Origin of the sequence: Desulfococcus multivorans, from assembly GCF_001854245.1 — a bacterium.
In the GTDB taxonomy this organism is placed as follows: Bacteria; Desulfobacterota; Desulfobacteria; order Desulfobacterales; family Desulfococcaceae; genus Desulfococcus; species Desulfococcus multivorans.
The window spans coordinates 2,124,675-2,149,214 of the sequence record NZ_CP015381.1 but is presented as its reverse complement, the minus strand read 5'-3'; the positions used below and the strand labels follow the sequence as shown (position 1 = coordinate 2,149,214).

Sequence of the window (24,540 nt, the reverse complement as noted above, 5' to 3'; positions counted from 1 at the left end):
AAACAGCCGTCCTACAGGAATATCCGGGTCCGCGGACGCTCGTCAAAGCGTTCGGCGCGCGACCGGACCATCTTCTCCGACTTCGACATATCGGCGACAATGGCATCCTCGGGACATTCCTTCACGCAATTGAAGCAAAAGATGCATCGGTCGCTGAAGACGGGAAACGGCGAGAGTTCAACGGCCTCCGTGGGGCAAACCTCTACACAGAGGCCGCACTGGGTGCACCGGTCTTCGTGAACCGTCCGTTGGGGCATGTGTCCCCTGGCTTTTTCCAGGCTCGCCGCCGCCAGTTCCTCACGGAATTCAGCCGGTTGGTAATCGAGATCCCCAAGGGGGATGCCTTTGCCGTGATCCCCGTCGGTCATCTTCCGAATGACCGACGCTGTCAACTCCCGGATCTTCTGGTCGTCCGCCTCGTTGGGGCGTCCCTCCCCCACGGGGTTTTCCGCACGCCACATGAGCGAGTGAACCGCCATGACCTTGGCCGCACCCATCAGGCGAAGCCCCTTGGCCGAAAGAATCGATCCCATGTCGTAGAGGGCGACGCCGCTGCTGGCACCGCCCCAGGTGACAAACGGCACGGCGGCCGCACCGGTGCCTTCGGGCAGGCGCTCGAGGAATGCCGATATCGGCGGAACGGGATGGTTGGCGTAGACGGGGGAACCGACAAAAAGACAGGTGGATTTCCCCATGTCCTGAACCGCACGGGCAGCGGCTTCGCGACCGCCGGACGTGCCGACGTCCGCCGTGGTGCACGGTATATCGAGATCCTTCAGGGTCGTCTCCATGACATGGGCCACGCGGCGGGTCGACCCCGCCGGGGAGCAATAGACGATAAGAGCTTGAACCATATCACCTCCGTTGCGTGTTGACGCATTCGCCTCGCGAAAGCGTCGGGTTCTGGGTTGTCATTGCGGGCTCAGCGCCTTCTCCACGGACACGGGTCCTGGAATGAGCCCCTGGTCGAGCATGACGGCCTCGGTCTGTTGCCATGCCTCGGCGTCGATCCCGCCGACCGTGCCGTTTTCCTTGTTGACGATGAGGTCGCGGGTCAGATCCAGCTGCGCTTTCAGGATGTCCGGGGGCGTTTCCCTGTCATACCGTGCAAGCACGGTCAGCGCCCCGGCGGCGTTGTCGGGATCGAGAGCGTCCCGCCACGCCGACAGAAGCGCCCGGGTGAAGCGCCGGACCAGCTCCGGACGCTCCTTCATCATCCGCTCGGCGGTCACCACGGAGTTGGCCACGAAATGAACCCCGAACGCCGACGGGTCAAAAAACGAGATCGTCTCGCCGGCCTCCCCCAGTTTTTTCATCAGAACGGGCCCCTGGGAATTGCGATAGACCGGCCACAGATCGGCCTTTCCCGTATAGAAGGGGGTAAAATCATACCGGACGCTGAAAAAGGAGACGTCCTGCTCTGAAAGTCCCCCTTTGGCCAGGAGGGTTTTCATGATGGTTTCATCGTTGCCCCCGTATGTGATGCCGATGACGCGGCCCCTGAGGTCCGACAGGGATCGAATGGGCGGTGCCGTCTGCCGGTGGATCCACTGGAGGGGATTGACCTGGAAGAGCTGGGCCAGGACCACCACCCGGGCCCCCTTGGAAAGCGCCCGGATCACCTGATCCGCCGAGGCGACCCCGAACTGGGCGTAGCCCAGCTCCAGCTCCCGGATGGCGTCGCGCTCGGGTCCGCCGGCCTTGACGGCGACATCCAGTCCCTCGCGTTCGAAATAGCCGTGGGCATCGGCGTAGATGTCCCCCACCGTGCTCGTGTTGAAAAGCCACTTGAGGCGGTAGTTGAGCGTTTCCGCCGCGAGGCTTCCCGGATTCAGGGCGACGGCCCACCAGAGCAGTCCTCCCGCCATCAATATTATCATCGCCTTTCGGGTCATGATTTCCTCCTTGTCGTCTCAGGGAACATCCATCCCGGAATTGTCGTCAGGCACTCGCCCAGCGGTTTTTCGCCCAGCGTCCCACCCATTCCAGAAGCCCCTGGTACACCGAGAGGGTGATGCCGATCAAAAAAAGGGCCACCAGGACCTTGGAGAGATCGCTCTGGTAAAGCGCGATGCGGATGCTGTAACCGATCCCGGCATTGGCCGCGATGAATTCAGCCACGATCGTCCCGGCCATGGCCAGCGTAGCGCTGCCGGAGATGACCGTTGTGAGCTTGCTGAGATTTTCGAAAGCGCGGATCTTGACCTCGAGCTGCCAGCGCATCCGTCCGGTAACCCGGTAGAAGTGCTCGATATCCTCGATGGGCTCCGACATGATGCCCACCATCGACAACAGCAGCGGAAAATAGCAGATCATGGCGGCGATGAGGAGGCGTGAGGCAAAGCCGTCCCCCATCAGGATGAAGATGATGGGCGCGATGGCCACGATGGGGTAGGCCTGTATGTTGTAGGCCGCCACCTTGACGAACGAGCCGAACCAGGTGGCCTGGCGGCCGATAATGCCCACCGCCAGTGCCATGCAGACCGATGCCACCTGACCGACGACGGCGACGCCGAGGGTGTTCAGCACGTTCAACAGAAACCGGTTGAACTCCCGGTGAAAGGTCTGCCAGATGCTCAGCGGGCCGGGGATAACGTAATCGGAAAGGTTCAGAAGAATCTTCAGGGCGAAGAGCAGCAGAATCCCGAGAAAATAGATGATAAGGAATTGATAGATCCGCCTAAACAGCATTCATGATCTCCAGAACGGTCTTCTCGAAGGCCGCCTTGTCGAGAGCCTTTCCCGCCGCCAGATCCTGACCGGTGACGACCACCGACGACGGCTGTTTGTCGAGGCCGCGGAAGACGAGAATTTCCCGGCAGAATCTGGACACCTCGACAACATTGTGGGATATATAGATAAAATACGTTTCAGGGAAATGTTCCTTGATCTTGAGGATGATCCGCTCCCGCGTCATCTCGTCGACGTTGGCGAGGCTTTCGTCGAGGATGAGCAGTTGGAAGTCCTGAAGCAGATACCGGATGAGGTTGACCCGGTTCTTCTGACCGAGGGAGAGCTGGGAAAACCGTTGATCCAGGCAGGCCTCGAGGCCGAAGACCGGGATCAGTTCATGCATCAGGGCATGTCGGTTCGCCGGAACGATCCTGTCGAGGTGCCGCCCCACCGTCGACCATCCCGGGAGGCGTTCGAGGTTGTAGGAATAGGCCAGACGCTCGATGCCTTTCATTTCGACACGACCGGTGTATCCCTGGATGTTTCCGGAGAGAATTTTGGCGAAAGAGGTCTTGCCGACCCCCGAGGGACCGAAGAATGCGTTGAAGCCGGGCGCCGGCATTTCGAAGGAGAGATCCCTGAAGATGAACCCGTTCGTGTTGGGGTAGCGGTAGCTGATGTTCCGGCACGAAATGCCCATGATCGATTCGCGTTTTTCCTTCTCTGGTTATATTGCATAATATCGCATAAAACCATTTCGAAATCCACCCAAAGTTATGGGTTGGAGGCTGAAGGCTGAAGGAGGGGGAGTGACGGGGGGTGAAAGTTGAGTATATGCGTTTCACTCATTCAGAAGTTCGGCAACCTACCGCGAAACATGATCCTTCGCGTCCACTCAAGCGATTGGTTGACCAAGGTATTCGGTCTGAAGCCCCGAATTTACAGCTGCATCGAATTGCCTTCTGTCTGATGTGACAAATAATTCCGCATTCCACTCAAGAGCACAGGCTACATGTAAGGCGTCCATAGCGCGCAATAAATTATCCTCAAGAAGCTTGAGCGCTTGTGAAATGACTGCCGGGGTCAGTTGAAGCACTGTTGCATCATGCACATCATCCATCAGGAATTTTTTTGCTTTTTGATAATCCTTACCGGTTAAAGCACCTTCTCGCAACCGCCTGTTCAGACCCGAAATGATCTCCGGCAACAAAATGACGCATAAAGCCAATTCAGAAGCATTCTGAAGAATATCATCCAGTTTTTCGCTTCCAACTTCCCGGACATATCTTTTGGCAAAAGCTGAAGAATCAACAAGCAGCTTCATGAGCCACCTTCACGTTCTTCCAGAATAGCGGAAGAAAGATCGCTTCCCTTCATTTCCAATCGGATTCCGGGTTTCTTCCATGAGGGTTTTCGGGGAACTTCATCAGGATATGGAGAAATTTCCGCCACTGGTTTCCCGTGTCGTAAAATAATAAGGGTCTCACCCTGTTCCACTTCAGTAATGAAAACAGAAGCATTTTTTCGAAAATCGGTAAACGTTACAGTTTTCATATCAAAATCTCCTTAAATGTACAGTTGAATGTACATTTAAGGAGACAGCTTGTCAACCCCTACGCTGCGGGGCCAACTGGGTATTGGACCCCGAAATCATCAGCCGCTGTCGGTCTTCTCGGTTTCTTCAAGTGTCGGAACTTCATGCAAAGGGACCGCGCCCGACGCGGTTTCGTTCAAGTGCCACTGAAGGGGCGCGGATCGTAATGATTTTATGGTGTTAGGGTTTTAGGGTTTTAGGGTTTTAGGGGACGAGGGACTTTTGCTTTAACCGCTAACCCCCTGAATCCCTAAAACCTTAAAACCTTAACACTCTTAACACCTTAACGCCCTTAACACCTTATCACATCTTTTCCTGAATAAACCCCGCCGCCGCCTCGATACTTTCGATGCTTTCCGCATTGACGAGGTAGCCGTAGTTGCCGATGGCGGTGCTGAAGATCGAATCGATGGGGCCGTGGTGAACGATCATGTATCCGTACTCCTGCATGATTTCGCGATGGGAGTGGACATAGTTCTTGTTCAGCTTCCGGCCGATGTAGGCGCAGTGATAGGGACGCGAGTAGACGAGATTCACGGATTGACCCGTCATGACGGCCGCCCAGGCGGCATAGATGTCGATGTTGTTGGCGTAGTTGAACATGTCCGTGGTGAGGCCTCCCGGCGGCCGCGCGTTCATTTCGAGGGCGACCAGTCGACCCTCGGGCGTCCGGAAGAATTCGACATGGAAAAAACGTTCGCGGATATCGAAGGCCCCGACGATGCTCCTCCCGGCAATTTCGAGGTCCTCCGGAATCTCCCGCAAGGAATAGTAGAAGATGTCCATATCCTGGTTAACCGTCTCCATGATCCCCTGACTGAAGACGTGCGCGGTATGGAAAACGATGGTGCCGTTTCGGTCGGCGAGGCCGTCGAAGGAGCAGACCGTCCCCGTGATGAACTCCTCCATGATATACCGGGCAGCAGGCCTCACCTCGAAAAACCGGTCCAGATCCCTTTCATTGTCGATGCGAAAGGTATGGGCCGCCCCTACCCCGCGATCGGGCTTGAAAACCACCGGATATCCCACCTCCTCGATAAATCGGAGGGCATCCGCCGGTCGCTTCAGGATTTTTCCCCGCGCCGCGGCAACCCCGGCGTTCCGGAACTGTTTTTTCATCTCCGACTTGAGGATCAGCCGCGAAATCTGATGGATCTTCAGGCCTTGAATATTGAAGTCGGTTCGCAGCCCCGCCTCGCTTTCGAGCCAATGTTCGTTGTTGGACGCCACCCGATCCAGTTTGCCGTAGATATGGGTGAAATAGCCGCATGCCCTGAGCAATTGATCGTAATCCGACATATCGTCCACCCGGTAATACTCGGTCAGGCCCTCCTTCAATTCCGGCCGGAGTTGATCGTAGGCGGTATCACCGATCCCGAGAACGTTGGCGCCCGCCTGTTTCAGGTGGACGCAGAAAAGATAATAATTGGGGGGAAAATGGGGTGACAGGTAAACGACGTTCATCGGCGATTCCTTTCGAAGCCGCGGGCTGAGGTTTTCCCGCCTTATTGACGACAAAAATAATGAACGTTGAAGGGGTCGTGGGACATCTCGACGACCGCGACGCTGCCGAATCCGGCCTGACCCAGAAGATCCACGGCCTGTTCCCTTCCCCACATCATGCCCAGCCCGGCCCCGTTGTTGTACAGGCTTACCGGCATGCAGTGCATGAGGCTTACGGTGTAAAGAAAAGGTCCCATGGGGTGCGCCATGTTGTCCTGGTGAGCGGTTCTCGAATCGATGTCGATCATGGAGAAGCATCCCTCCGGCGCCAGCATGCGTCGGACGCTTTCAAGAGCGGCCAGCGGGTCCCTCTGGTCGTGGATGGCGTCAAAGGCGGTGATGTAGTCGAAGGCGCTTTCAAATTCGTCTCCGTTCCCGAGGGTCGCGGCATCCCGGCAGCAAAAATGGACGTTTTCGAGCCCGGCCGTCTTTGCCGCCCTCCGGGCGACGGCGATGACCTCGGGATCCATATCGATCCCCGTGAAACGGCTTTCAGGATAGGCCCCGGCCATAAGGTTCAGCGCGACCCCCTCACCACACCCCAGATCACACACGCGGATGCCCTTTTCGAGTCGTGCGATCAGCCGACCGTCGTCCACCGCGGGGATGAAGCGGTCGATCAGCACCTGCCGGTGCTTGGCGTTCGCCAGCTCCGTCATGAACGCCTGAAACCTCGGATAGTCGGCATAGGGCACCCCCTCCCCCGTTTGAAATCCCGCAAGGACCTTTTCCGCGGCGCAGAGGGTCAACAGCGGTATTTCCTGGGCATATACCCCCAGATTGCCGTTGCCCGAACGCCGGGCCAGAACGTCGCCGTGGGATCGCGGCAGAAAGTAGCGGGCTTCGCCGTCTTCACCGTCGGCAAGGGTGACGACGCCGCCCGTGCACATGATGCCGAGCCATTCTTTCACGTACCGGCCGTTCAAGCCGGCCTGACGGGCGATGCTTTCGGCGGTCTCGGGCGTTTCCATGGCATCCATCACATCGAAGAGCTTCATGCGGTACCCGATGCCCACGGCCAGATTGAGTGCGCCGTGGTTCAATATGTCGATCATCTTTTTTGAAAAATCCTCAGGAGCGGTTGCGGCCGAGTCAGACATTTTTCTCCTTTTCCGAATAATTAGTGATGGAGGCTGAAGGCTGAAGGGATACACCTCCACCGAACGGCGCGTATGTTCCCTTCAGTCTTCAGCCTTCAGCCTTCAGTTTACGACCTTCGGTCTCTCAACGCTATAGGCTGAAGGGATACACCTCTACGAAACGACGCGTCCGTGCCCCTTCAGCCTTCAGCCTTCAGTCTTCAGTCTTCAGTCTTCAGCCTACGTTCCATTTAAAACTAATTCACGCCCCGAAAGAATCAATACATATAGATGGATATTTCTCGAAGATATAACACTTCGCCCTCCAAATGCGAATGTTCTGGACTGTCGGGGCGAAAAAACCGTTGCGGGACCGCCTGAATTCAGACTCGAACGACCCGCTCCGCTCGCATTCGGACTTGACACGCCGATGCGCCTCGAATAAACATCATTGCTACTGGTCTACTGGAAAATGATTTAGTTTGACGCATTGGGCTGAACAAACAAGGGAGGAAGGTAAATGGCAGACTATTGGGTGAATATTTTTCTGAATGATGAAAACCTCAAAAAGATCGAAGCCGCCGGTTTGCAGGGAAGCGTCGTCGACATCGACGGGAAAAAAGCGATTCAGGTTCCCATGACCCAGAAGGATCAGAAAAAACTGGTCAAGGGTTTTACCGACCTGGATTTTGACGGCAACAACGCCTGTGTGCTGCCGGCCGATGCCGAAGAAAAGCTCCTGAATATCGTTCTGGAGATGAAGACGCCGGACGTCATGAAATTCGCCATCATGAAAATCTACAACCCCCTGGCCGGCAAGGCCCCGCGGTCGGCCCAGCGTTAACGTCCACGCGCCGATTCGCACCCCGGGTTACGGAATAACGCAATATTGGTTGTTGGCGATGGTAGGGGCACGGCGCGCCGTGCCCCTACGCGCCGTGCCCCTGCGATCGAACAATTCGGTCGCCCCGTGCCCGGTTCCCTCCCGACGATTGTTCGATCGTTCAAATCCGCCGCCACCAAACGCATCAACGAAATGCGCAAAACCCCATCCGCGAAATTATGGCAACGCAATTATCGGGAACACATCATCCGCAATGAAATCGAATTGGACGAATGGGGGGTTATGCCCAATCCGGTTCACGGTATAACGGAATATTGATTGTCGGCGCGTGGTAGGGGCACGGCGCGCCGTGCCCCTACGCGATTTTTTTCGAACCGCCGTGTTGATTTCAGGCGTCGATAGTGATAATTATCCCGCAGTGGTTTTATTGTGTCCCCAACCACGCTTTTCCCGAAATACGCAACCATAAGGAACAGAATTGAAGACAACAGCAGACACAAAAACATTTCTCGATCTGTTTATCGAGGTCACCAAAGCGATTACCGCCAGTCTGGAGATCGACGAGGTCTTTCGGCTCATCACGGAAAAGATTCCTCAAATCATCGGTGCCGACGCCGCCACCATTCGATTGCTGGATGCCTCGGGCAAGAACCTGGTGCTGCGGGCGTCGAGCGGTCTCAGCGACGCTTATCTGAACCGGGGAACCATCGACACGGAAGAACCCATTTTCAAGGCGTTGAAAGGTGAACCCATTGTCATCGAGGATGCCCCGAACGACCCCCGGATCAATTATCCCGAGGCGACCCGAAAGGAGGGCATCCGGAATATTCTGGTCATCCCCATTCCCATCCGGGGCCGCATCAAGGGCATTCTGAGATTGCTGACCCGGAAATCCCGCAGTTACACGCCGGAGCAGATAGCCGTGGTGACGGCGCTGGGCGAGCAATGCGGCATCGCCATCGAGAACGCGCAAATCTTCGAGGAACAGCAGATCCGGTTGGAATACTTCAAGGCGATTCACGAATTCGGCAAGGCCATCAACCTGACCTATGAACTCGACAAAATCCTCGATCTCATGGTCACCCGCCTGCCGTCGGTCATGAAGCTGAAAGCCGCCACCATCAGGCTCTTCGAACCCCGGAAGGGGCAATTGGAACTGAAGGCGGCCTACGGGTTGAGCAAGGCATACCTCGAAAGAGGGCCGCTGGATGAAGAAATGGCCACCTATTACCTCAAGCAAGGGGAGCCCGTGTTCATTCCCGACGCCAGAAAAGACATCCACACCCTGTATCACAAGGCCGCCGAATCCGAGGGCATCGGCAGCATATTGGCCGTGCCCATCACCGTCCGGGACGAGATCATCGGCATTCTCCGCCTGCTCACGGCCGAAGTCCGATATTTTTCCGATACCGACATCAATTTCGCCATGGCGGTGGCCGAGCAGGGCGGCGTCGCCATCCAGCGGGCCATCGACTACACCCGCCTGAAAAACGCCTGATTCCCGAAAGTCTGGAACAAATCCGCATCAACCCAGGATTTCCTGAAAGGAGATGATCGATGGCGGTTCATGAACTTGCCGGCAAGCCCGCACCCGACGACATTCTCGTCAACGTTCCGAGACTGGTCAGCCTCTATTACACCGGCCGACCCGATGCCGCGAACCCCCTGGAGAGGGTGGCCTTCGGCACCTCGGGCCACCGAGGGACACCCTTCAGGAACAGCTTCAACGAGGCCCACATCCTCGCCACGGCTCAAGCCGTCTGCGACTATCGAAAGCAGGAGGGCATTTCCGGACCGCTGTTCCTGGGGATGGACACCCACGCCCTTTCCGAACCGAGCCACATGACCACCATCGAGGTCCTGGCGGCCAACGGGGTTCCGGTCATGATCCACCAGGGCATGGGATACACCCCCACCCCCGTCGTTTCCCACGCCATTTTGACCCACAATCGGGACCACGGCGACCGGCCCGCCGACGGTATTGTCATCACGCCCTCCCACAATCCCCCGGAAGACGGCGGCTTCAAGTACAATCCGCCCCACGGCGGGCCTGCCGACACCGGCATCACCGCCTGGATCGAAAAACGCGCCAACACCCTCATGGCCGACGGAAACCGGGATGTCCTGCGGATCCCTTACGATAAGGCCGTCAAGGCGGACACCACGGTTGAACGGGATTTCATCACCCCCTACGTGGACGACCTCCGGAACATCCTTCACATGGATGCCGTCCGCGATGCCGGCGTCGTCATCGGGGTGGATCCCATGGGGGGCGCGGGGGTGGGATTCTGGGCACCCATTGCCGACCGCTACCGGCTGAACCTTACCGTGGTCAACCCGAAGGTCGACCCCACCTTCGCATTCATGACCGTCGACGGCGACGGCAGGATCCGAATGGACTGCTCTTCGCCTTTTGCCATGGCAAAGCTGATCGGAATGAAAGCAGATTACGACGTGGCTTTCGGAAACGATCCGGATGCGGATCGGCACGGCATCGTCACCCGGAGCGGCGGACTCATGAATCCCAACCACTATCTGGCCGTCGCCATCGATTACCTGTTCCGGAACCGGCCGGGCTGGCGGCCGGACGCGGCCGTCGGAAAGACCCTCGTCAGCAGCGCCGTGATCGATCGGGTGGCCGGAGCCCTGAAGCGTCGCATCTCCGAGGTGCCGGTGGGGTTCAAATGGTTCGTGGACGGCCTCATCGACGGGAGCTACGGATTCGGCGGGGAGGAGAGCGCCGGTGCGTCGTTCCTGCGCATGGACGGCACCGTCTGGACCACGGACAAGGACGGCATCATCATGAACCTCCTGGCCGCCGAAATCCGGGCGAAGACCGGCCGTGATCCGGCCGAGCACTACCAGGCGCTTACGGAAAAATTTGGCGATCCGGTCTACGAACGCCTCGAGGCGCCGGCCAATGCGGAACAAAAGGCGGTCCTCAAAAAGCTCTCCCCCGATCAGATCCGGGTCGACCACCTGGCAGGGGATCCCATACGCGAGAAGTTGACCCATGCCTCGGGCAACGGCGCGGCCATCGGCGGGCTCAAGGTGGTGACGGAAAACGGGTGGTTTGCCGCCAGGCCTTCGGGCACCGAGGACATCTACAAGATTTACACCGAAAGTTTCAAGGGGCTGGAGCATCTCCGGAAAATCCAGGAGGAGGCCCGGGCCGTGGTGGCCGAAGTGCTGAAGGCTTCGGGGGTTTGATCGAGGAGGCGCCAGTGAAATACGTCATCATCGGCAATGGGGTGGCGGGGATTCACGCCGCCGAGGCCATTCGGCACCTGGACGCGGAAGGCAGGCTCACACTCATCGGGGATGAAACCTTCCCGCCTTACTGCCGTCCGATGATCAGCATGGTCCTCGAAGGCGCAACCCCACCGGAAAGACTTCCCATCCGCAGCACAGATTTTTATCGACGGCTGGGGATCACGCCCATTCTCGGCCGGCGGGTTTCGGGGATCGATGTCGAAGCCAGGGTCGTCCGCCTGCCGGGCCTGGAAGACGGCATACCCTTCGACCGGCTCCTCATCGCTTCAGGGGCCGATCCCCGGCCCATCACCGCCGACGGACTGCATCTGGCCCACATCTTCTATATGCGCACCGAACGCCATATCCGGGAAATGCTCGACGCGATTCCCACCGTCAAAACGGCCCTGGTTCTGGGAGGCGGTCTGGTGGGGTTCAAGGCGGCTTACGGGCTCCTTCGGCGCGGCATCCGGGTCACCCAGCTGATTCGCTCGGCGTATCCCCTTTCCATGCAAGTGGACCGGACGGCCGGAGAAATGATTCTGAATGAGCTGGTGCGGAAAGGTCTCGACGTCCGGGTGGGCCTCTCGGCCGCAGCTTTTCACGGGAACGGCCGCGTAGAGGGAGCCCGCCTCTCCGACGGTTCGGAGATCGCCTGCGATATGGTGGTGATCGGCAAAGGCGTGCTGCCGGCCCTCTCCTTCGTGCCCCGCGACAGGATCGACGTGGACCTCGGGGTCCTGGTCAATGCCCACATGGAAACCAGTGTTCCCGGGATTTATGCCGCGGGGGACGCCGCCGAATTCGTCGACATCGCCAGAAAAACCCGCTGGGTCAACGCCATATGGCCCGAAGCGGCGGCCCAGGGGCGGGCTGCCGGAATGAACATGGCCGGCCGCCCGGTCGCCCTCAAGGGCAGCCTGAGCCGGAACGTCATCCGGATCTTCGACATGGACGTCATGACCGGCGGATGGGTCGATCCGCCCGAGAGCGCCGGCTTCGAAATCCTGAGCCGGCACGACCGCCGCCGGAAGACCTACCGGAAACTGGTGCTGGACGGCCGACGATTGGTGGGGATGGCGATGGTGAACGATATCGCCCAGGGCGGACTGCTGATCTCCCTGATTCAGAACGAGGTCCCCCTTCGAATTTCCGGAAACGCTCTTCTCTCATCCGGATTCAATTACCGACAACTGTTGAATTGAGCGGACCGCCCCCCTCGGAAACCCGTGATGGGGCCGCGGCCCCAGGCAAAGGAGGACGTATGAAGCAAGTCGTGGTTCATCCCGAGCGTTGCGTCGGGTGCATGCAGTGCATGCTCGCCTGCGCAACGGCCCACTCGAAAACCCTGCACCTGTTCACCGCCGTGCGGGAAGACCCGCTGCCCAAACCCAGGATCCATGTGGGCGCGGGGATCCACGGCGAGGGGTTTCCCAACCGATGCCGTCATTGCGATCCCGCTCCGTGCATGCTCGCCTGCCTGCCCGGCGCCATCTCCAGAATACCGGAAACCAACACCGTCGTTATCGATCCCGACACCTGCATCAACTGCGCGTCATGCGCCATGGCCTGCCCCTTCGGGGTTATCCGATATCATGGAGATGCGGCCGCGCCCCCGGGCAAGGCCGTCGCCGTCAAATGCGACAACTGCACGGCGCGACAGAAAAAGGGAATGGTGCCTGCCTGCGTCGAGGTGTGCAAGTCCGGCGCCCTGACGTTCGAGGAGCCTGCCTCGGCCCTGGGGCGGAAAACCCGCGAGGTGGCCCGATCGGTGTCCCGGGATGCCGGAGGAGAGCCGATCGCACCGGGGTTCGCCCTGCTGAACGCCGTAAAACGGTCCCAAATCGAGATGGAAAAACGCTGAGTCCGAACATTGCGGTCAAACCGATAAAACCACTGCCATGGAAGGAAACGGATATGCTTAAGGATGCTGAAAAGAGGACCGTCACCGAAGATGGCCGCCTCATGCTGGAAAAGGCTGAGAAGGACCGGATCGAAACCGTATGGGATCGTTATGCCGCCCAGACACCCCAGTGCGGCTACTGTGAAATGGGGTTGAGCTGTCGGATCTGCAACATGGGACCCTGCCGGATCGATCCCTTTGGAGAAGGCCCCCGGCAGGGGGTATGCGGCGCCGACGCGGACATCATCGTCGCCCGGAACCTGGGCCGGATGGTGGCCGCGGGTGCCGCGGCCCACTCCGATCACGGACGGGATCTGGTGGAGGTGCTCGCGGCGGTGGCCGAAGGGAAGGCCCCGGGATACGGCATCGCGGATCCCGATAAACTCAAGCGGGTGGCGGCGGAGTACGGCATCGAAACCGAGGGGAAGCCGCCTCACGCCGTCGCCGGGGCCTTGGCAGACGCCATGATGGGCGACTTCGGCTCCCGAAGGAAAGAACTGTCCATGGTGCGTCGGGCGCCTGCCAAACGGCGGGAACTCTGGCGCAAGACGGGGATCATGCCCCGGGGCATCGACCGGGAAACCTCCGAGATGATGCACCGCACCCACATGGGCGTGGACAACGGCTGGCAGAGCCTTCTCCTTCACGCCCTGCGCAACGCCCTGTCCGACGGGTGGGGGGGATCCATGATCGCCACGGAGGTTTCCGACATCCTCTTCGGCACGCCCAAACCCTCGGCCAACACGGTCAATGTCGGCGTGCTCAAGGCCGATCAGGTCAACATCATCGTCCACGGCCACAACCCCGTCGTCTCGGAGATGCTTCTCCAGGCTTGTCAGTCACCGGATATCATCGATCTGGCGAAGGCGAAGGGGGCCGCCGGCATCAACCTCGCCGGGCTCTGCTGCACCGGCAACGAACTCCTGATGCGTCACGGCATCCCCATGGCCGGAAACCACCTCATGACCGAACTCGTCATCGCCACCGGCGCCGTCGACATGATGCTGGTGGACTATCAGTGCATCATGCCCTCTCTCGGCAAGACAGCCTCCTGCTACCACACCCTCATGATCAGCACCTCCGACAAGGCCCGCTTCCCCGGCATGACCCACCGGGAATTCCACCCCGAAAACGCCCGGGATCTGGCGCGGGATCTGGTGAAGGAGGCGGTCGAAAACTTTGGTCGACGCGGTCGGGTCTACATCCCCGTAGAGCCGGTGCCGTCCCTGGGCGGGTTTTCCGTGGAGGCGATTCTGGGGGCCCTGGGCGGAACGCCGGATCCCCTTCTCGATGCCGTCAAGGACGGCCGCATCCGCGGCGCCGCCGGGGTGGTGGGATGCAACAACCCCAAGATCAAACACGACTACGGACATATCACCCTGACCCGGCAGTTGATCGAAAACGACATCCTCGTGCTGGACACGGGGTGCGCGGCCATCGCCAACGCCAAGGCCGGATTCAAGGTCGCAGAGGCCGCTGAATACGCCGGGCCGGGCCTCAAGGCGGTCTGCAGCGCCCTGGGGATACCGCCGGTCCTCCACATGGGCAGCTGCGTCGACAACGTCCGGATCCTTCTCCTGGCCTCGGCCCTGGCCGACAGCCTGGGGTGTGACATCTCGGACCTGCCCGTGGCCGGATCGGCGCCCGAGTGGTACTCCGAAAAGGCGGTCAGCATCGGCGCCTATTTTGTCGCCTCGGGGGTCTACACCGTGCTCGGCCCCATGCCGCCCATCACCGGCAGCATGAACGTGGTGAAGCTGCTGACCGAGGGGCTGAACGACGTGGTGGGCGCCGGCTTCGCCGTGGAGCCGGACCCCGAAAAAGCGGGCATTCTCATCCGGCGACATATCGAAAGCAAGCGGAAACAGCTGGGGCTGGACGCGCGTTCCGTATAGATCTCACCGTTCGGCCGGATCGATGAAGTTCTCGCTGTTCCGATGCCGGCGGCCTTTTCCGGTCGCCGGCTTTCGCTTTTTCCAGGGAGCGTCCGAGTCCCCGGCCTCGCCGACCGTGATGTGCATCCCCTGCATTGGCTCAGGAGAGAGTCTTGATCTCGCTCTTCAGGTGTGCGACGGCATCTGCAATGCGTCGGCATGTCGCTTCAGCCTTCGTCAGCATTTCCTCGGTATCGGTGGTGTCGGCTGTTTTCTCCGCCACGTGGGATGCGATGCCGGCAAGATCCGAAACATGGGTGTCGAACCGCTCCGCCAGCGTTTCATAGATCATGTTGGAGGCGGCGTCCGCCAACTTGAGCAGGTATTGAAATTTGATATTTTCCCTGTAGTCCTTGAAGCTGAAGGCAATGGACTGTTCCGTTTCGCGCTTGAGACGCGAAACACCGTACTTCAGCGCCATGAGTCTATCCCCGGAAGATCCTTCCGGCGCCTTTTTGAAGAGCTTCCTGAAAAACCGGACGATTCGGTACATCCCGAGCCGCATGACCGCCTCGCCGCGGATGGCGGCGCTGTATTGCATGGCCGCCGTAACGGGCGGCACCTTCAGATCGACGGACCTCGCGACGGCCGACATCCCGGGAAGGCCGATCGGTTCCGACGATTCCGGCAACGGGGGCAGCCCCAGCCCGGCCATGACCTGGTTGTATTCGAAAAGAGCGTCCCGCACCATGGTGTCGTAAGGTCCTGCGACAACGGCGAAATGCGCCTGAATCTTTTCTTCCTCCTCACGAATGAACCGGATGATTTCAGGGTTGACCGACTCCGCCACGAAACCGTCAAGGGTTCGTTTGACGTCCTGAAATACCAGGTACATGGTGCTGGACAATCCGGATGTGGAGACATGGTGCTCCCAGTCGGCGGCGACCAGATGATAGCTCCGGAGAAATCGGAGGGCTTCGCCCAGAATGCCGTCGTGCTTGTCGAAAAATCGATCGACGTCGCTCTTGAGCGACTGCTTCAGCTTTTGAGCCGCACCGTCCAGGGTGCTTTTGATCATGGACTTGATCCGAATGATCTTCTTCCGGTGCGCGCCGATCTCGCGAACGATCTCCGCCGTCTCGTCGGCATTTTTTCCGAACATGTCCCGACCCACGCTGATCCAATGGATCATGCCGTCCAGCTGAAGCCCGAGTCGTTCCAGATGATTGTTCAAGAGCAGCGAATACCGTTCCCGGGTCAGTTTATGACCGATCGCCGCCTCGAACCGACGGGTTTCATCATCGGAAAACGCCGCCAGCCGGGTCTCCGTTCGCCAATGCTCGAGGCGCCGACGGTCTTTTTCCGGCAGGCCGGCTTCTCCGGCCTTGAAGAGGTTGAACAGGGCCGACAGCACATAAATCTCGGGGTCGGGCCTGAGCAGGGCGATATCCTCCCGGATTCTGTCGGTCACCCGCTTCAGGTCATCCATGGATTCGTGCTCGTCGAAGTCGAAGTTGACGAGAAAGAGGGTGTTGTCGATAATCCCCATTCGCTTGATGGTGGACAGAAACCGGATGTCCGCCTGGCGCAGCCCGGTGCGGCCGCTCACGACATAGACGATGAGATGCGTCACCCGCAGGTATTCCTGAATCATGGCCAGGTGCAACGGATTGGGGGAATCGCTTCCCTGGCAGTCGGCGATCTCGATGGTGTCGTCCATGTCTCCGGCGTCGATGGTGAGTTCGATGTCGGTGAGATAGACAGCCAGGGTGTCGTCGCCGGTAAAGGCCTTGTGCCGCTCGAAATGATCTCCGGTGAATTCCCGGGTCACCGCCGCATCCGCAACAATGTCCCGGACCTGGTCGTATCCTTCGAGATATGCGCCGATCAGGACGCTGTTCATGTTCCTTGCGTCCTGGGTAACGAGTCGGTCCTCGCTCAGTGCCGACAGCGCCCGGGCGAGGTCGGTGCGATCGGCTTCGTTCCGGATGTCGAAAGGGCCTTCGCCGGATCGCCATTCCGAAGAGGGAAAGAGCACCATGGCGTTTTCAATGTCCCGGTTGATATCCCCCCAGGCCTTGAAAAAGAGGGTCGCCTTCAGAACGCTTCCCCTGCGGATTCTCGTCACGATGGCGGTTACCACGCCGGCGCCCCGCTTCAGATAATCCCCCTTGAACAAGGCGTTTACAAAAGTACTTTTCCCGGATTTGATGGGCCCCACCACCGCCGTCCGCAGCACTTCCGCGGACACCTGTCGTTCAATCTCCCTGCAGGTTCGCTGCCAGTGGTCGATGGGCGCCTCTCCGATGCCGGATACGGCTTTGACCGCATCGCAGAGGGAAGAAATGTCCCGGGTGATCCCGATGAGTTGATCCTTGACTTGATGATACCTGTCCATCGATTGCCTCTAAGTGGTATTTAGGAGGCTGAAGACTGAAGGCTGAAGGCTGAAGGGGTGCGCTTCAGGAGGCCGAAGGCTGAAGAGGTGCCCTTATGCCCGTTCAATTTTCAACCTTCAGTCTTCAGTCTTTAGCCTTCAGTCTTTAGTCTTCAGTCTTCAGCCTTCAGTCTTTAGTCTTCAGCCTTCAGGTAGTACAAATCCGAGGGCTTGTCAAAACGATTTGCCCGCCGGGCCGGCCGTCGCTCCGCTTGTGGGCCGGCGCATCTTGTGGTATTGAATACGTGAGAACGGTGAAAGACGGCCGGGACCACAATCCAACCGAACACCGCCGTCGGCGCTTCATCCGGCATCCCGACCGACGACCGAACCCGCGGAGACCCTATTCATGTCCAAAAAGCATCCGGAGTGTCCTTTATACAACCCGCTGAACTGCAGAGAATATCATAATCCCAGAGTGTGTGCTTTCGTCAAGGAAGACAAGGTATGTCTCAAAAAAAGCAAGAAGCTGCTGACGCGGGAAAGCGACGGAGGGCATTGAAGCCGTCTGCGCCGGCCGGGTTCAACCCGGGCCGGAAGCTGCATTGGAAGCCCATTCAGGCATGACCGGCCGCATCCGTCAGACGCGCCGGATCGATGCCCAGTTTCCGGACGGCCGCCTCCCATCGGGATGCCACGGAGCGGTCGAAAATGATATCCGGCGACATCGGGCAGCTCAACCACGCGTTTTCCATGATCTCCGATTCCATCTGGTTCGGCCCCCAGCCGGAGCACCCAAGGGCGATCAAAAATGATTTCGGCCCTCTGCCGTCGGCGATGGCCTCCAGAATATTTCGGTTGTTGCTCATGGCGAGCGACGGCCCGACATCAACGAAGGGTCCCCAGTTAAAGGGCGGGCCGTGAAGAATGAAAAGCTCGTCCATGTGAACAGGCCCACCGAAGAATATTGGAATATCGGCTTGTTCCGGCAGATATTCGATGTTCAGCTCCTCGAAGATGTCTTTGGCCGCCAGGGACGGATACGTCCGATTGATGACCAGGCCGAGACTCCCTTCGGCATTGTGTTCGCAAATACAGACGACCGATCGGACGAAATTGGGATCCAGAAGACCGGGCATGGCAATCAGGAAATGCCCCTTGAGGGACATGTTGAATTCATCATGCATTGTTTCCTCTTGATGCCTTGGGTAAGCGTTGCCGCAAAACTACTTGCATATCTCTCGTTTGTCAAGAATGACGGTTCCACAACAGATCCGATACGGGCGTTCCCCACATCGGTCATGCCTGATCCGCCCTTCAACTCCCGCACATTCCTCGATATTCCCGAAGGTTGATTTCAGACGCCGCTTTCCCGGCCAAACCGCGAACGGGCGTGTTCTCACGCATTCAGACCGGCGGCAATGCGGCGGCACGCCGCTTCGGCCCCTCCCTTTCGGCTCGAAAAATAGTCCTCCGCCGCCTCGAGCACCCGGCTCCGGCAGGGGGGCTCATCCAGATCCCGGACCAACAGATCGGCCGCCGCACGCCAATCCGCTGCGATACGGGCCAGGCCGCGCTCAAAAATCTCCTCCCCCACCCATCTGAAATCCTCCCATGAAGGGCCGATGACGGGGATGACGCCGGAACGGATCGCTTCGATAAAATTCTGACCCCCCAGCGGAGCGAGGCTCCCTCCGACAAAGGCCGTGTGGGCGTATCCATAGGCCGCCGACAACTCTCCGATGACATCCCACAGCACGACCGTCCCCCCCGATGTCGTCTCCGGAGCGTGTCTGCCGGTATCGGAGCGGAGCACCCAGGGAACGCCCATTCGGTTCAACCGCGCCCGCCACGGCCCGACACGGTGGAGGTGTCGCGGAAACAGCCCGATGACGGGTCGGTGGGGTCCTGAAAGAATCCTGCCGATGACGGCGGCGACGGCGTCCTCTTCCTGCCTCCGCACGGATCCGAGAATCACGAAGGGCGCATCCGGCGGCGAGAACACCGGGGGGCGCTCCCTCACGGCGGCATCAGGCGCCGGCGTGTCGAGCCGATCGAACTTGATGTTGGACATCACCCCGATGTCGGCGCCGGGAAACAATTGCCGGAAACGATCGGCATCCGCTTCGGAAACCGCCATGACCTCGTCAGGCGCAACATGCCGCCACAACGCGGGCCAGAGCCGGTACCGACGAAAACCGCGGGATGACATTCTGCCGTTGACGACCATCGTTCGAGATCCGGATCGCCGGAGTTCCCGCAGCAGGCCGGGCCAGATTTCCGTCTCGAGGAACACCGTGACCTTCGGTCGAATGCGGGCGACGATCCGCCTCATGACGGCCGGTCGATCGAACGGAAAGTACCCGATCCGGACACGGTGGTTCGAGACGGCGGACGTCAGGCAACGGGTCCCCCGGTGGATCTCCAGTCCCTGACGGGTGTTGGCGGTGAGCAGAACCCTCAACGGACCGGGACCGGGGCCGGGGTCCAGGCGCTTCATGAGTTCCCGGGCGAGGTAGGCCTCCCCCACGGAGGCCGCCTGGATCCACAGGCTTGCGGGCTGGGGCATCGATGCGCCGATGCGCTCCCTGAACCCCTCCGCCAGGCGGGGATGCAGCCGCATCAGCGGCGCAAGCATTCCCCAGAGGCGGTCGTATGCCCAAAACGCCGCCCGGATGCCTGAAGGTTCCCGGATCATGGCCTCACGCCACACTCATGAGGACGAAGACGGCAAGGCATAAAAACAAAAAATTGGCGGTCCAGGCCGCCACTGCCGGGGGAATCATGCCGCCGTACCCGATGGAGATGCAGAAACTGTAAAATATCCAGTAGAGGAAGGCGATGCCGATGCCGTAGGTAATACCGACAGGAAGCCCGTCCCGGACATTCCGACGGCCGGCGATGCCTGCGCTCACAAGACTCAGGATGACGCAGACAAAGGGAAAGGCCGTCTTTGCGTATAAATCGACCCGGTAGCGGGTGGCGTCATATCCTTCGGATTCAATTCGTCGGATGTATGCGCGGAGTTCCGGAAGGCTCATCTCTTCGGATTTTTTGACCACCGTCTCGAGATTTTCAGGGGTGATGCCGAGGCTGAACCCAAGGGGTCCGTCTTCGGAAGAGACCCAGTACTGCCCGGAAGCCGGATCGAGCACCTGCTCCATCAGCTCGAAAAGCTGCCAATGACCGATTCCCCGGGCATGGGAAGGTTCATAGACCGCCGTTGCGGCGTCAATGCGCCGGACCATGCGAAACGCCTCATCGAAGACGTATACGGTGATCCCGTGCGCCGTCCCTGCGTCGCGATCGTAAAACTTGATGTGGGCGATCCGTTGATCGTCCTTCAGCCAGATGTTTTTTTCCCGGGAAAGCACCGCCGACCGCTGTTTCACCTCCTCCCACCAGATGGCGTTGGACTTGGCTGCGGTCACCGGGACGAAAACCTCGGCGGTGATGAAAAGGAGAAGGCTGAAAAGAACGCCGACACCCACGAGGGGTCTGACGAGACGGTGATAACTGATGCCGCCGCTTTTAAGGGCCACCACCTCGTTGTGCTTGCCCATCAACCCGAGGGTGACCATGACGGCCAGAAGAAGCGCCACCGGCAGAATCTGGGCAATGATCGTCGGGATCTTGTACGCCAGATAAACCAGGGTCCGGGACACGGGAAGCCCGGCCTCTATGAAATTGTCGATGCGCTCGAAAAAATCCACCACAAGATAGATGCCCACGACAATGACCAGGATCACGGCCGCATATCGCAGAATCTGATGGATGACGTATCTGTAGAGAATAGGCACGGAATCTTTCCGCAAACTCAACCCGGGCCGTCGTCGACGCTTTTTTCGGCGGGTTTGAACTGCATCGTATGGAGCTTGTGATATTCGCCGCAGCAGCCCATGAGTTCGTCATGGGTCCCCTCCTCCACTATCCTTCCGCCGACCAGTACGACGATGCGGTCGGCATAACTGATGGTGGACAGGCGATGCGCGATGACGAAAGTCGTCCGTCCCCGCATGAGATTCTCGAGCGCCCTCTGGACAAGCATCTCCGATTCCGTGTCCAGGGCCGAAGTCGCTTCGTCCAGGATCAGGATCGGCGCATCCTTCAAGAGGGCCCTGGCAATGCAGAGACGTTGTTTTTCCCCCCCGGAAAGACGGTTTCCCAACTCCCCGATCCGGGTGTCGAATCTATGGGGAAAGCTTTCGATGAAATCGAAGGCGTAGGCGGCCCTGGCCGCCGCGATCACGTCCGACATGGGCGCGTCGGGTTTTCCGTAAGCGATATTGTTCCGGACCGTGTCATCAAAAAGAATAGTGTCCTGGGTCACGATGGCGATCTGTTTTCGGAGGGAGGCGACGGAGAACCGACGAATATCCGTGTCGTCGATGAGGATCCGGCCCTCCGTGACGTCATAGAACCGTGGAATCAGGTTGACGAGGGAGGTCTTCCCGCCGCCGCTCATACCGACAAGGGCAAGAATCTCGCCGGCGTTGACCCTGAGGTCGATCCCCTGAAGCGCCGCGGTTTCCCCGCCGTTGTAGGAAAGGCCGACCCCGTCGAAGACGATCTGCTGCAGGGTCGGCTTGAGCATCACCGGGTGTTCGGGCTCCCGGATCTCCGATTCCCGTTCAATGATGTCGAAGACGCGGTCGGTGGCCGCCAGCCCTTGTTGCACCTTGTTGTTGAGCTTGCTCAACTTCTTGACCGGATCATAGAGCATGAGCACCGCCGCCATGAAGGAAAAAAAGGTGCCGGGGGTCGAGGTGCCCGCCACCACCCGGGATCCGCCGTACCAGATGATAAAGGCGATGCCGATGCCGGCCAGAAACTCCATCACCGGTGAAGAGATCGCGTTGACGACAACGGCCTTCATCTCCAACCGGAACAGTTTTTGAGTTTTTTCGGCAAATCGTCGTTTTTCGTAGGATTCCATACCAAAAGCCTTGACGATCTTGTTCCCGGAAAAGGTTTCGTGCAGAAAGGCGCTCATCTCCGCCATGGCCTGCTGACAGCCCGTGCTCACCCGCCGCATGCGCCGCCCCAGCACGATGATGGGATAAAAGGCGACCGGCAGGACCAGAAAGGCAAAGACGGCCATCTTCCAGTCCCGGTAAAAGATCACCGCCGTCAGTCCGATAATGGTGAAGATGTCTCGAAGGAGACTCGTGACCGACGTGGAGACCATCTCCTTGATGATATTGACGTCGTTGGTGATGCGGGACATCAGGACGCCGGTCTTCTCCTCCTGAAAAAAAGAAAGCGGCAGATCCTGGATCCGGTTGTAAAGGGCGTTTCTGAGCCGGCGAATGACGCTTTCACCCGCATAGTTCATCAGGTAGTCCTGGCCGTAGGTGCCGACGCCCCTGAGAAAATAGATGGCCGCCACCGCCATGGGGATCAGCATCAGCATCTGCTGATCGCGGCTGAAAAAAATGTCGTCCAGCACCGGTTTGACCAGAAAGGCGGTGGCCGATGTGGTCAGGGCGATGACCAGCATGCACCCCATGGCCGCGGCAAGCTTCAGCCAATTATCCCGGATCATGCCGAGGAGTGTTTTATGCCGTTGTCTCAACTCGAATCTAATCATGGCATCCGTCCGTGACGCGGCCGAAGTATCGGTCCGCCTTCAGGGTAATCGCGCAAAGCGCGTCCTCGAGCCGGCGTCGGTAATCCGCTCTTACGTTTTCGTCGGCATCGGCGGGAACCCGGATCGGATCGCCGTATACAACGCAGCACTCGGTGAAGGGGCGGGGCAGCATAAACCGGTCCCAACTCGAGAAGATTTTTGCATGTCTGGCGCTGTAGGACATGGGATATATCGGCACGCCCGTCTTCTGGGCCAGAAGGATGATGCCGGGCTGCACCCGGCATCGGGGTCCCTGGGGGCCGTCGGGAATCATGACCGCCGATCCCCCTTCCCTGATTTTCCGGATGAGCAGGGCCAGAGCCTGTCGCCCGCCTTTGTTCGTGGAGCCTCTGACCGTCTCGAATCCCTGTCGCTGCAGGATGCGGGCGATAATTTCGCCGTCATCGGAACGGCTCACGAGGATCGAGGCCTTCCATCCTCTGTAAAGATGACTGAAGATCAGAATGCGGGAATGCCATATTGCGGCGATAAATTGCCCTCGCCTGTTCAACATCCTGAGCCGCTCCAGCGGAGGGCCCTCGCAGCGAATGCGAGCCGTCGAAAAAATAAGGCGAATGATCCAGGATCCCAACAGCCCCACCCACTGCCATTGGCGTTCTGTCATCATGCCTCGTCCCCCGGATTTCCGGCCGAAAGAAGATCGAGGGCGATTTCCGCGGTTCGACGCGAGGCACCGGAGCCCCCCAGGCGCCGTTTCAGGTCCAGAAGCGCACGCCGTGTTTCCAGAAGCCTTTCCGGATCCGAAAGCATATCGGCCACCGTATCCGCGATGCCTTCGGGCGATGCGTCGTCCTGAACGAGTTCGGGAACCAGGTCATGCCCTGCGATGAGGTTGACGAGGCTGATGTGTCTGACCCGGATCAGGGCTCTGCCGAGGCGATAGCTGAGCGGCGACACCTTGTAGATGACCGCCATGGGGATGCCGGCGATGGCCGTCTCGAGGGTGACGGTTCCGGACACGGCCACCACGAACGTCGATCGGCGGTAAAGGTCCGAAAGGCCGTCCGATACCACCTCGAGCTCCGCCGCCGGCCGCCTGGCTGACATGACGGCCGACAGCCGCCGGGGGCTGACGGATGACGATCGGGAGACCAGGAATCGAATCCCGGGCCGGCGCCGGGTCAGGATTTCGGCGGCATCCAGCATCACCGGCAGGAGGCGGTCGACCTCGCCCTCACGGGAGCCGGGCAACAGCCCGATGACCGGAGGAAGCGTCAGGAGACGGGCATATTCTTCATTGGATGACGCCTCGGGAACAGCGGCTTCTCCGTCCGGGGTTTCGTCCAGGAGCGGGTGTCCCACAAAGGTTGCAGGAATGCGGTGACGGCGATAGAAGGCTGCCTCAAAAGGGAGGATCACGGCCATGTGGTCGATCCTCCGGCCGATCTTGTGAACCCGGCCCGATCGCCATGCCCATATCTGAGGACTGACGTAATAGAGCACGGGGATGCCCCGTTTTTTGGCATAACGCGCCAGGTGAAGATTGAAATCAGGGTAATCGATCAGGATCATCAGCCCCGGATCCTGTCGCAGCAGCCGCTTGGCGGCGGACATGGCGCTCAGGATATTTCCCGCCTTCGAGAGCACTTCGGTGAGGCCCACCACCGACAGGGCCGATGCATCGACCCGGACGTCGACGCCGGCCGACGCCATCCGCTCGCCGCCGATGCCCACGAAGGATATCCAGGGGGCCTTTTCCGCCACGGCCTGAACCAGCTTGGCCCCGTGGGCGTCGCCGGAGGCTTCCCCGGCAACGATCACGACGGTATTGGGACGGTGTCCGTTCGTCAT

The 24,540-nt window shown here is 59.5% G+C and carries 21 protein-coding genes; 6 read left to right on the top strand and 15 right to left on the bottom strand.

What is annotated here, in order from left to right:
* Positions 1-11: 11 nt before the first annotated feature.
* The 8 genes from dmul_RS09395 to dmul_RS09360 all read right to left on the bottom strand — a co-directional run bounded on the left by dmul_RS09395 (position 12) and on the right by dmul_RS09360 (position 6,870).
* Positions 12-854 (bottom strand): EFR1 family ferrodoxin, encoded by an 843-nt coding sequence (locus dmul_RS09395; RefSeq protein ID WP_020877177.1) that lies wholly within the window; start codon positions 852-854, stop codon positions 12-14.
* 57 nt (positions 855-911) lie between these two features.
* Complete coding sequence (locus dmul_RS09390; RefSeq protein WP_020877176.1) at positions 912-1,895, bottom strand: ABC transporter substrate-binding protein; 984 nt, start codon at positions 1,893-1,895, stop codon at positions 912-914.
* A gap of 46 nt (positions 1,896-1,941) precedes the next feature.
* Positions 1,942-2,691, bottom strand: a complete 750-nt coding sequence (locus dmul_RS09385; protein WP_020877175.1) for an ABC transporter permease — start codon at positions 2,689-2,691, stop codon at positions 1,942-1,944.
* Positions 2,681-3,373 (bottom strand): ATP-binding cassette domain-containing protein, encoded by a 693-nt coding sequence (locus dmul_RS09380; protein ID WP_020877174.1) that lies wholly within the window; start codon positions 3,371-3,373, stop codon positions 2,681-2,683. The genes dmul_RS09385 and dmul_RS09380 overlap by 11 nt, the downstream gene beginning before the upstream one ends.
* Before the next feature lie 195 nt (positions 3,374-3,568).
* A complete protein-coding gene (locus dmul_RS09375) occupies positions 3,569-3,997 on the bottom strand; it encodes a type II toxin-antitoxin system VapC family toxin (RefSeq protein ID WP_020877173.1) in 429 nt (142 codons plus the stop codon).
* Complete coding sequence (locus dmul_RS09370; RefSeq protein WP_020877172.1) at positions 3,994-4,227, bottom strand: type II toxin-antitoxin system Phd/YefM family antitoxin; 234 nt, start codon at positions 4,225-4,227, stop codon at positions 3,994-3,996. Before dmul_RS09370 ends, dmul_RS09375 begins: the two co-directional genes overlap by 4 nt.
* A gap of 343 nt (positions 4,228-4,570) precedes the next feature.
* Complete coding sequence (locus dmul_RS09365) at positions 4,571-5,731, bottom strand: ATP-grasp domain-containing protein (RefSeq protein WP_020877171.1); 1,161 nt, start codon at positions 5,729-5,731, stop codon at positions 4,571-4,573.
* 41 nt (positions 5,732-5,772) lie between these two features.
* A complete protein-coding gene (locus dmul_RS09360; RefSeq protein WP_020877170.1) occupies positions 5,773-6,870 on the bottom strand; it encodes a class I SAM-dependent methyltransferase in 1,098 nt (365 codons plus the stop codon).
* A 499-nt stretch (positions 6,871-7,369) separates the two neighbouring features.
* On the opposite strand from dmul_RS09360, the gene dmul_RS09355 reads away from it, so the two are divergent.
* The 6 genes from dmul_RS09355 (at position 7,370) to cooS (ending at position 14,743) form a co-directional block, all read left to right on the top strand.
* The gene (locus tag dmul_RS09355) at positions 7,370-7,693 is read left to right on the top strand and encodes a DUF6955 family protein (RefSeq protein ID WP_020877169.1); all 324 of its coding nucleotides are present in this window, start codon (positions 7,370-7,372) and stop codon (positions 7,691-7,693) included.
* Positions 7,694-8,171: 478 nt separating this feature from the next.
* Positions 8,172-9,191, top strand: coding sequence for a GAF domain-containing protein (locus tag dmul_RS09345; protein ID WP_020878246.1), 1,020 nt, complete (start codon positions 8,172-8,174; stop codon positions 9,189-9,191).
* Positions 9,192-9,250: 59 nt separating this feature from the next.
* Positions 9,251-10,903, top strand: a complete 1,653-nt coding sequence (gene pgm / locus dmul_RS09340) for a phosphoglucomutase (alpha-D-glucose-1,6-bisphosphate-dependent) (protein WP_020878245.1) — start codon at positions 9,251-9,253, stop codon at positions 10,901-10,903.
* A 14-nt stretch (positions 10,904-10,917) separates the two neighbouring features.
* Entirely contained in the window at positions 10,918-12,150 is a 1,233-nt protein-coding gene (locus dmul_RS09335; RefSeq protein WP_020878244.1) for an NAD(P)/FAD-dependent oxidoreductase, read from the top strand.
* A gap of 59 nt (positions 12,151-12,209) precedes the next feature.
* Positions 12,210-12,809, top strand: a complete 600-nt coding sequence (locus dmul_RS09330; protein WP_020878243.1) for a 4Fe-4S dicluster domain-containing protein — start codon at positions 12,210-12,212, stop codon at positions 12,807-12,809.
* 53 nt (positions 12,810-12,862) lie between these two features.
* A complete protein-coding gene (gene cooS, locus dmul_RS09325) occupies positions 12,863-14,743 on the top strand; it encodes an anaerobic carbon-monoxide dehydrogenase catalytic subunit (protein WP_020878242.1) in 1,881 nt (626 codons plus the stop codon).
* A 139-nt stretch (positions 14,744-14,882) separates the two neighbouring features.
* On the opposite strand, the gene dmul_RS09320 is transcribed toward cooS, so the two are convergent.
* From dmul_RS09320 to lpxB, 7 genes are all read right to left on the bottom strand, one after another.
* A complete protein-coding gene (locus tag dmul_RS09320; protein WP_020878241.1) occupies positions 14,883-17,120 on the bottom strand; it encodes a dynamin family protein in 2,238 nt (745 codons plus the stop codon).
* Between the two features lie 596 nt (positions 17,121-17,716).
* Positions 17,717-18,286 (bottom strand): YqgE/AlgH family protein, encoded by a 570-nt coding sequence (locus tag dmul_RS09315; RefSeq protein WP_020878239.1) that lies wholly within the window; start codon positions 18,284-18,286, stop codon positions 17,717-17,719.
* Between the two features lie 212 nt (positions 18,287-18,498).
* The gene (locus dmul_RS09310) at positions 18,499-19,797 is read right to left on the bottom strand and encodes a 3-deoxy-D-manno-octulosonic acid transferase (RefSeq protein WP_020878238.1); all 1,299 of its coding nucleotides are present in this window, start codon (positions 19,795-19,797) and stop codon (positions 18,499-18,501) included.
* A gap of 4 nt (positions 19,798-19,801) precedes the next feature.
* Positions 19,802-20,899: an LPS export ABC transporter permease LptG gene (gene lptG / locus dmul_RS09305; RefSeq protein WP_020878237.1), complete on the bottom strand. Its 1,098-nt coding sequence runs from the start codon at positions 20,897-20,899 to the stop codon at positions 19,802-19,804.
* Between the two features lie 17 nt (positions 20,900-20,916).
* Positions 20,917-22,689 carry an ABC transporter ATP-binding protein gene (locus tag dmul_RS09300; RefSeq protein ID WP_020878236.1) on the bottom strand — a complete coding sequence of 591 codons (1,773 nt, stop codon included), beginning with the start codon at positions 22,687-22,689 and terminating at the stop codon, positions 20,917-20,919.
* Complete coding sequence (locus tag dmul_RS09295) at positions 22,682-23,356, bottom strand: lysophospholipid acyltransferase family protein (protein WP_020878235.1); 675 nt, start codon at positions 23,354-23,356, stop codon at positions 22,682-22,684. Before dmul_RS09295 ends, dmul_RS09300 begins: the two co-directional genes overlap by 8 nt.
* Positions 23,353-24,540 carry a lipid-A-disaccharide synthase gene (gene lpxB / locus dmul_RS09290; protein ID WP_020878234.1) on the bottom strand — a complete coding sequence of 396 codons (1,188 nt, stop codon included), beginning with the start codon at positions 24,538-24,540 and terminating at the stop codon, positions 23,353-23,355. Before lpxB ends, dmul_RS09295 begins: the two co-directional genes overlap by 4 nt.

Bases quoted from the DNA above. Each gene is read 5' to 3' on its own strand.
- dmul_RS09395 (WP_020877177.1), bottom strand. From the start codon at position 854: ATGGTTCAAGCTCTTATCGTCTATTGCTCCCCGGCGGGGTCGACCCGC.
- dmul_RS09390 (WP_020877176.1), bottom strand. From the start codon at position 1,895: ATGACCCGAAAGGCGATGATAATATTGATGGCGGGAGGACTGCTCTGG.
- dmul_RS09385 (WP_020877175.1), bottom strand. From the start codon at position 2,691: ATGCTGTTTAGGCGGATCTATCAATTCCTTATCATCTATTTTCTCGGG.
- dmul_RS09380 (WP_020877174.1), bottom strand. From the start codon at position 3,373: ATGGGCATTTCGTGCCGGAACATCAGCTACCGCTACCCCAACACGAAC.
- dmul_RS09375 (WP_020877173.1), bottom strand. From the start codon at position 3,997: ATGAAGCTGCTTGTTGATTCTTCAGCTTTTGCCAAAAGATATGTCCGG.
- dmul_RS09370 (WP_020877172.1), bottom strand. From the start codon at position 4,227: ATGAAAACTGTAACGTTTACCGATTTTCGAAAAAATGCTTCTGTTTTC.
- dmul_RS09365 (WP_020877171.1), bottom strand. From the start codon at position 5,731: ATGAACGTCGTTTACCTGTCACCCCATTTTCCCCCCAATTATTATCTT.
- dmul_RS09360 (WP_020877170.1), bottom strand. From the start codon at position 6,870: ATGTCTGACTCGGCCGCAACCGCTCCTGAGGATTTTTCAAAAAAGATG.
- dmul_RS09355 (WP_020877169.1), top strand. From the start codon at position 7,370: ATGGCAGACTATTGGGTGAATATTTTTCTGAATGATGAAAACCTCAAA.
- pgm (WP_020878245.1), top strand. From the start codon at position 9,251: ATGGCGGTTCATGAACTTGCCGGCAAGCCCGCACCCGACGACATTCTC.
- dmul_RS09330 (WP_020878243.1), top strand. From the start codon at position 12,210: ATGAAGCAAGTCGTGGTTCATCCCGAGCGTTGCGTCGGGTGCATGCAG.
- cooS (WP_020878242.1), top strand. From the start codon at position 12,863: ATGCTTAAGGATGCTGAAAAGAGGACCGTCACCGAAGATGGCCGCCTC.
- dmul_RS09320 (WP_020878241.1), bottom strand. From the start codon at position 17,120: ATGGACAGGTATCATCAAGTCAAGGATCAACTCATCGGGATCACCCGG.
- dmul_RS09315 (WP_020878239.1), bottom strand. From the start codon at position 18,286: ATGCATGATGAATTCAACATGTCCCTCAAGGGGCATTTCCTGATTGCC.
- dmul_RS09310 (WP_020878238.1), bottom strand. From the start codon at position 19,797: ATGATCCGGGAACCTTCAGGCATCCGGGCGGCGTTTTGGGCATACGAC.
- dmul_RS09300 (WP_020878236.1), bottom strand. From the start codon at position 22,689: ATGATTAGATTCGAGTTGAGACAACGGCATAAAACACTCCTCGGCATG.
- dmul_RS09295 (WP_020878235.1), bottom strand. From the start codon at position 23,356: ATGATGACAGAACGCCAATGGCAGTGGGTGGGGCTGTTGGGATCCTGG.
- lpxB (WP_020878234.1), bottom strand. From the start codon at position 24,540: ATGACGAACGGACACCGTCCCAATACCGTCGTGATCGTTGCCGGGGAA.